At 40.9% G+C, this 6,986-nt stretch carries 4 protein-coding genes; all 4 read left to right on the top strand.

Annotated features, from left to right (window positions below):
* A partial coding sequence (locus tag ACNI3T_RS06145) for a TonB-dependent receptor plug domain-containing protein (RefSeq protein ID WP_418227076.1) occupies nucleotides 1-2,349 on the top strand: 2,349 nt, incomplete at its 5' end.
* Between the two features lie 124 nt (nucleotides 2,350-2,473).
* Nucleotides 2,474-5,875, top strand: a complete 3,402-nt coding sequence (gene ileS / locus ACNI3T_RS06140; protein ID WP_418227075.1) for an isoleucine--tRNA ligase — start codon at nucleotides 2,474-2,476, stop codon at nucleotides 5,873-5,875.
* Between the two features lie 3 nt (nucleotides 5,876-5,878).
* A complete protein-coding gene (locus tag ACNI3T_RS06135; protein WP_322301699.1) occupies nucleotides 5,879-6,262 on the top strand; it encodes a TraR/DksA family transcriptional regulator in 384 nt (127 codons plus the stop codon).
* A gap of 63 nt (nucleotides 6,263-6,325) precedes the next feature.
* Nucleotides 6,326-6,949 (top strand): DUF4097 family beta strand repeat-containing protein, encoded by a 624-nt coding sequence (locus ACNI3T_RS06130; protein WP_418227074.1) that lies wholly within the window; start codon nucleotides 6,326-6,328, stop codon nucleotides 6,947-6,949.
* The last annotated feature ends 37 nt before the right edge of the window (nucleotides 6,950-6,986 follow it).

The raw sequence follows: 6,986 nt of genomic DNA, 5'->3' as shown, positions 1-6,986 counted from the left end.
GCACAGGAGATCAGGATCCTGGATAGTGATACCGGTGAACCAGTTGCCGGGGTGGCCATTTACAATCAGGATCAGTCAAAATACACTATTTCAGATATTGAAGGAGTGGCGATTATCACTAATTTTCAAGATACCGAAGTCATTATTTTCAAGTCGGTTTCCTATAAAGAAGTATATCGCAGAAAAAGAGAGATCCTTCAAAATAACAGTATCGTAGTTCTGGAACCGGGTGAAAATCAACTGGAACAGATCACACTCTCAGCGGCGCGTTTTAAGCTTAAGAAAGACGAAATTCCACAGAAGATCGTGAGCATCGTTCCTTCTGAAATTCTAATGGCGAATCCTCAAACTTCAGCAGATCTGCTGGAAAGTACGGGACAGGTTTTTGTGCAAAAGAGTCAGTTAGGCGGCGGAAGTCCTATGATAAGAGGTTTTTCAACTAACAGATTATTACTCACCGTGGATGGAGTTCGTATGAATTCTGCCATTTTCCGAAGCGGGAATCTTCAGAACGTGATCTCAGTAGATCCATTAATGGTTGAGAATGCCGAAGTTATTCTTGGTCCGGGTTCTGTGGTTTACGGGAGTGATGCTATTGGCGGGGTGATGAATTTTTATACACTGCAGCCAGATTTTAGTTTTACCGGTGGCACATCAGTTTCAGGCTCCATTTATACTCGTTTTGCCACTGCTAATAATGAAAATACGGTACATGCAGATGTAAATGTAGGACGTGAAAACTGGGCTTTTAGAACCGGGATCACTTATTCAGATTTTGGTGATCTAAAGATGGGAGAACATGGTCCAGACGACTATCTGCGACCTGATTATGCTGAAAGGCAGAACGGCATCGATGTGATGGTGGAAAATCCAGATCCGCTGGTTCAAAAGCCTACAGGATATGACCAGATCAACCTCTTGCAAAAGGTGAAATATATGCCATCCAAAGACTGGGATTTTAATCTCGGACTTGTCTACTCTCAGACTTCCGATTTTCCGAGGTTTGACCGACTATACCGCAAGAAAGATGGTGTTTTGCGTGCTGCAGAATGGTATTATGGTCCGCAAACCTGGTTTCTTGGAAATTTAAAAATCAATCATCGTAGCCGTTCAGAATTCTATGATAAAGTTCAGTTTACAGGCGCTTATCAGTATTTTGGCGAGAGTAGAAATGACCGGGATTTTGGAGAGCCTGTACTTTTCACTACGGAAGAAAATGTAGATGCTTATTCAGCAAATCTGGATTTCGAAAAGTCATTGTCTGAGAGCAAGTTGTTCTATGGTTTCGAATATGTACTTAATTCGGTTGCTTCCGAAGGAGCTTTCAGAAATATTCAGAATGGAGAATCCGGAGATACGGCTAGCAGGTATCCTAATGACTCAAAGTGGCAATCCATGGCAGTATATTCAAGTTATCAGTGGAAAATAAGTAAGGACCTTTCTTTGCAGTCAGGTTTGCGCTATAATCATATCCTGGTGGACGCAAGATTTGAGGATCGTTTCTATGATTTTCCATTTGAGGAAGCAAACATAAGCACTGGTGCGCTTACTGGAAGTCTTGGGCTTAACTGGCGCCAGAGTCATTTTTTGGGCTGGCGACTGGGACTTTCTACCGCTTTTCGTGCTCCAAATATTGATGATATTGGTAAAATATTTGATTCTGAACCTGGGTCTGTTGTCGTCCCTAATCCAGACCTGAAGTCGGAATATGCCTATAATGCAGAACTTGGAGCCGACTTCAATTTTAGCGATAATCTTCGTTTTGGGCTAACTGCTTATTACACGTACCTCGATGATGCGATGGTTCGAAGAGATTATGATCTGGATGGTGTTACCGAGATCGATTATCAGGGAGAACCAAGTCGTGTACAGGCCATACAAAATGCAGCCAATGCTTATGTTTATGGACTGGAAGCCGGACTGGAAATTGATTTTTCGGTAGCCTTACGTATGAACTCTCAGTTTAGTTATACCTATGGAGAAGAAAATGATGGTGGGGAGTATGTGCCTTTAAGACATGCGGCTCCTATGTTTGGAAGTACACATCTGGTCTGGAACAAGCGAAAACTAAAACTTGACCTATTTGCTGAGTACAATGGTGAGTTTGACTTTGAAGATCTAGCTCCGGGAGAGCAGGATAAGGCTTATTTATATGCCACAGATTCGAACGGAAATCCATATTCCCCGGCCTGGTACACCCTTAATTTAACCGGGCAATACCGTCTCAACCCTAATTGGCTGGCTACGGTTTCATTGGAAAATATTACCAACCAACGATATCGTACCTATTCTTCAGGAATTGCCGCAGCAGGAAGAAATTTGATCATAGCCCTAAGCTATAATTTTTAACAACTTCAATGCTTTCATATTTTAGAATTATTCGATCCTGAATACCCGTCGTTTTTTAGCGAGGAATCATATCATCTTTTGTTAAAAATCCTTATTTTCGCACATCATTTGAAAATAGGAGAAAATGAGTGCAAAATTCCCTGAATATAAAGGTCTTGACCTGCCTAAAGTGGCTGAAGAAATTCTTAATTACTGGGAAGAGAATGATATTTTCGAAAAGAGTATAAGTTCTCGCGAAGGCAAGGAATCTTACATCTTTTTCGAAGGACCTCCATCTGCAAATGGATTACCTGGTATTCACCATGTAATGGCCCGCTCTATCAAGGATATTTTCTGTAGATATAAAACTCAAAAAGGTTACCAGGTTAAACGTAAAGCAGGTTGGGATACTCATGGTCTTCCTATCGAACTTGGCGTGGAAAAGGAACTTGGGATCACTAAAGAGGATATTGGAACAAAAATTAGTGTTGAAAAATATAACGAGGCATGTAAGAATGCCGTGATGCGTTATACCGATGTCTGGAACGATCTTACCAAAAAGATGGGGTACTGGGTGGATATGACAGATCCATATATCACTTACAAGTCCAAGTACATGGAAACTGTATGGTGGTTGCTTTCAGAAATATATAAGAAGGATCTTATTTACAAGGGTTATACCATTCAGCCATATTCTCCAAAGGCAGGAACGGGTTTGAGTTCTCACGAGCTTAACCAGCCAGGAACTTACCAGGATGTGACCGATACTACGGTAACGGCAATGTTCAAAATAACAGACTCGTCTGCTGCACCGGTTGGCGCTGGGCTGGAAGGGGCTTTCCTAATCGCATGGACTACCACTCCCTGGACTTTACCATCAAACACTGCACTGACTGTTGGACCTAAGATCCAGTATGTAAGCGTAAAAACATATAATCAATATACATTTGAGCCAATCACGATCATCGTGGCAAAAGATCTGGCTGAAAAACAATTCGATAAAAAATTCACTAAAGTTTCTTCGGAAGAAGAGCTGAAAGCTTATGCTGAAGGTGACAAAAAGATCCCGTTTTTAATAGGCGAAGGTTTTGTTGGAAAAGACCTTGTTGAAATAAAATATGAGCAACTACTTGATTATGCTCAGCCAAACGATCATCCTGAAAACGCATTCAGAGTAATTTCAGGAGATTTTGTAACTACTGAAGATGGTACGGGAATCGTACACACCTCACCAACTTTTGGTGCAGATGATGCTTTAGTGGCAAAACAGGCTTCTCCAGAAGTGCCGCCGCTTCTTGTAAAGGATGAGAACGGTAATCTGGTTCCACTAGTGGATCTTCAGGGTAAATTCAGACCAGAGTTAGGAGAATTTGCCGGGAAATATGTGAAAAATGAATACTATGATGATGGGCAGGCGCCAGAAAAGTCTGTAGATGTAGAGCTGGCCATCAAACTCAAAGAAGATAACCGGGCCTTTAAGGTTGAAAAATATGTTCACAGCTACCCAAATTGCTGGAGAACAGATAAGCCAATTTTATACTACCCGCTGGACTCATGGTTTATTAAGGTAACTGAGTTCAAGGACAGAATGCATGAACTTAACCAGAACATAAACTGGAAGCCGAAGTCTACCGGTGAAGGAAGATTTGGAAACTGGCTGGCCAATGCAAATGACTGGAACCTTAGCCGTAGCCGCTATTGGGGAATTCCATTACCTATATGGAGAACCGACGATGGCAAGGAAGTAAAGGTGATTGGATCTGTAGCGCAATTAAAGGAGGAAATGGCGAAAGCCGTGGAAGCCGGAGTCCTGGAAAAAGATATATTTTCAGATTTTGTAGCTGGTGACATGAGTGAAGAGAACTACGAAAAAGTAGATCTTCATAAGAATGTGGTAGACACGATCACGCTGGTTTCAGATTCAGGAAAACCTATGAAGCGAGAAGCAGACCTTATCGATGTTTGGTTTGATTCTGGTTCGATGCCTTACTCGCAGTGGCATTATCCATTCGAGAATAAGAAAAAAGTAGAAGATGAATGGCGTAAGGCAGATTTTATTGCTGAAGGTGTAGACCAGACACGAGGATGGTTCTATACGCTGCATGCGATCGCAACCATGATCTTTGATGATGTTGCTTACAAAAACGTTGTTTCTAACGGACTTGTACTGGACAAGAACGGGCAAAAAATGTCCAAGCGTCTTGGAAATGCAGCAGATCCATTTGAAACGCTGGCTGTTTATGGACCAGATGCTACGAGATGGTATATGATCTCCAACGCAAATCCATGGGACAACTTAAAATTTGATATTGAAGGAATTGGAGAAGTTCAGCGTAAGTTCTTCGGAACTTTATATAACACCTATTCGTTCTTTACACTGTACGCGAATATAGATGGTTTTACGTATGCTGAAGCAGATGTAGACCTTGACAAAAGACCTGAAATAGATCGCTGGATCCTTTCAGAACTGCATTCACTTATTGAAAAGGTGGACAGGTTCTATGCTGAATATGAGCCAACGAAAGCAACCCGTGCTATTTCAGAATTTGTTCAGGAGAACCTTAGTAACTGGTTTGTGCGTTTAAGCAGAAGACGTTTCTGGAAAGGTGACTACGAGCAGGATAAGATTTCTGCTTACCAGACATTATATACCTGTATGGAGACTGTGGCAAAGCTGGGAGCACCGGTAGCGCCATTCTTTATGGACAGACTCTTCAGAGATCTGAATAATGCTACAGGGAAGGATACTTCAGAATCTATACATATTGCTGAGTTCCCGGTTTATCAACCAGAATTTGTTGATAAATCCCTGGAGCACAAAATGGAAAAAGCACAGACGATCTCTTCCTTAGTACTTTCACTACGGAAGAAGGAAATGATCAAAGTGCGTCAACCTTTGCAAAGGGTAATGATTCCGGTACTTGATGATGCACAAAAGCATGAAATCGAGGCGGTTGCAGACCTTATAAAGTCTGAGGTTAATGTGAAGGAGATCGAGCTTATAGACGATGCATCAGGACTTCTGGTTAAGCAGGTAAAACCTAACTTTAGAGTTCTTGGTCCAAGATTTGGTAAGGATATTAAGTTGATTTTCAATGCGGTGAATAATTTTTCTGCAGAGGACATCGCAAAGATTGAGAGAGAAGGAGAGATCGAATTAAACATTAACGAAAAAATGGTTAATTTGTCACTCGCTGAGGTAGAAATAAGCTCTCAGGATATTGAAGGATGGTTAGTAGCCAGCAGTGGTAATCTAACTGTGGCACTGGATGTTAGTATCAGTGAGGAGTTGAAAAGGGAAGGTGTTGCCAGGGAACTGGTAAACAGGATCCAGAACCTCCGAAAAGATTCAGGCTTTGAAGTGACTGATACAATAGATGTAACCCTACAGAAGGACGGTATGATCGAGGATGCCGTGAATGATAATATAACCTATATTAAAACAGAAACATTAACTGCAAACCTCGAATTTGCAGAGGTGGTGGAGGAAGGTGCAGATGTAGAATTTGATGATGTCACCACTAAATTGTTCATTAAAAAACATTAAGCCATGTCTACAGATGTAAAAGAACGCTACAGCGATGCAGATCTAGCCGAGTTCAAGGCTTTGATCAAATCAAAGATCGAGAAAGCACAGGAGCAGTTGTCTAATTATCAGTCAGCCTATAAGAATGATGGAAATAATGGTACAGATGATACCTCCCCAACATTCAAAGCTTTTGAGGAAGGAAGTGAAACTATGAGCAAGGAAGCGAACTCTCAACTAGCTATTCGCCAGGAGAAGTTTATTCGTGATCTCAAGAATGCACTTAACAGGATCGAAAATAAGACCTATGGTATTTGTAGAGTTACTGGAAAGCTGATTGCTAAAGAAAGATTGCTTTTAGTACCTCATGCAACCTTAAGCATTGAAGCAAAAAATTTACAACGCTAAGCTGATCAAATCAACGTCCGGAACATCTTTTGTTCCGGACGTTTTTATTTTTACTGAAGGAAGATGTTGAAGAAGTTTTGTTTGCTGTGGTTTTTCTGTTTCAGCGTGTCACTACATGCACAGCGTGATACCCGCGAGATCTTCAATGCTTCAGGAATTGAATACATCGATATACTTACCAACGAGGTTTTCAAAATTACTATTACCGCTACCAATACAGACAGGATCAGGCTCATTACTCATTCTGAAGGTGAATACTTTAATCAGATTCTTGTTCAAACAAAAGTCGATAACGGTAATTTGAGCATAAAAACGAGCTATCCCCAGGAACTTACCGGAGGCTTTGATAAATTAAGTGCACATAAGGTCTTTTCTTTAGAGCTAGAACTGGAGATTCCAGAGAATCTTGAAATTTCTGTAGATTCTAATATAGCTTCTTTAATTACAACTGGATCCTTTAACCAGCTAACAGCGAACCTTAAAGATGGTTATAGTGACTTAAGGGATTTTGCAGGAAATGCTACGATCAATACTTACGATGGTAATATTCGGGTGGAAACAGGTTCCGGTCTTGTTGATGCTGAAAGCAGGAATGGAAAGGTGGAGTTACCGAAATATTTACGAGGTAGAAACCCTATAAAACTTAAGTCTATAGACGGCAATATATTGGTGCTTAAAACTAAATAATATTAGTATTTTTGGTGCGTTTCAATTAAAAATAAAC

The sequence above is a fragment of the Christiangramia qingdaonensis genome (assembly GCF_048381525.1).
In the GTDB taxonomy this organism is placed as follows: Bacteria; Bacteroidota; Bacteroidia; order Flavobacteriales; family Flavobacteriaceae; genus Christiangramia.
This window is presented reverse-complemented; position numbering and strand designations above follow the sequence as displayed.

Excerpts from the sequence above, each read along its gene's own strand:
- ileS (WP_418227075.1), top strand. The coding sequence starts at position 2,474 with ATGAGTGCAAAATTCCCTGAATATAAAGGTCTTGACCTGCCTAAAGTG.
- ACNI3T_RS06135 (WP_322301699.1), top strand. The coding sequence starts at position 5,879 with ATGTCTACAGATGTAAAAGAACGCTACAGCGATGCAGATCTAGCCGAG.
- ACNI3T_RS06130 (WP_418227074.1), top strand. The coding sequence starts at position 6,326 with ATGTTGAAGAAGTTTTGTTTGCTGTGGTTTTTCTGTTTCAGCGTGTCA.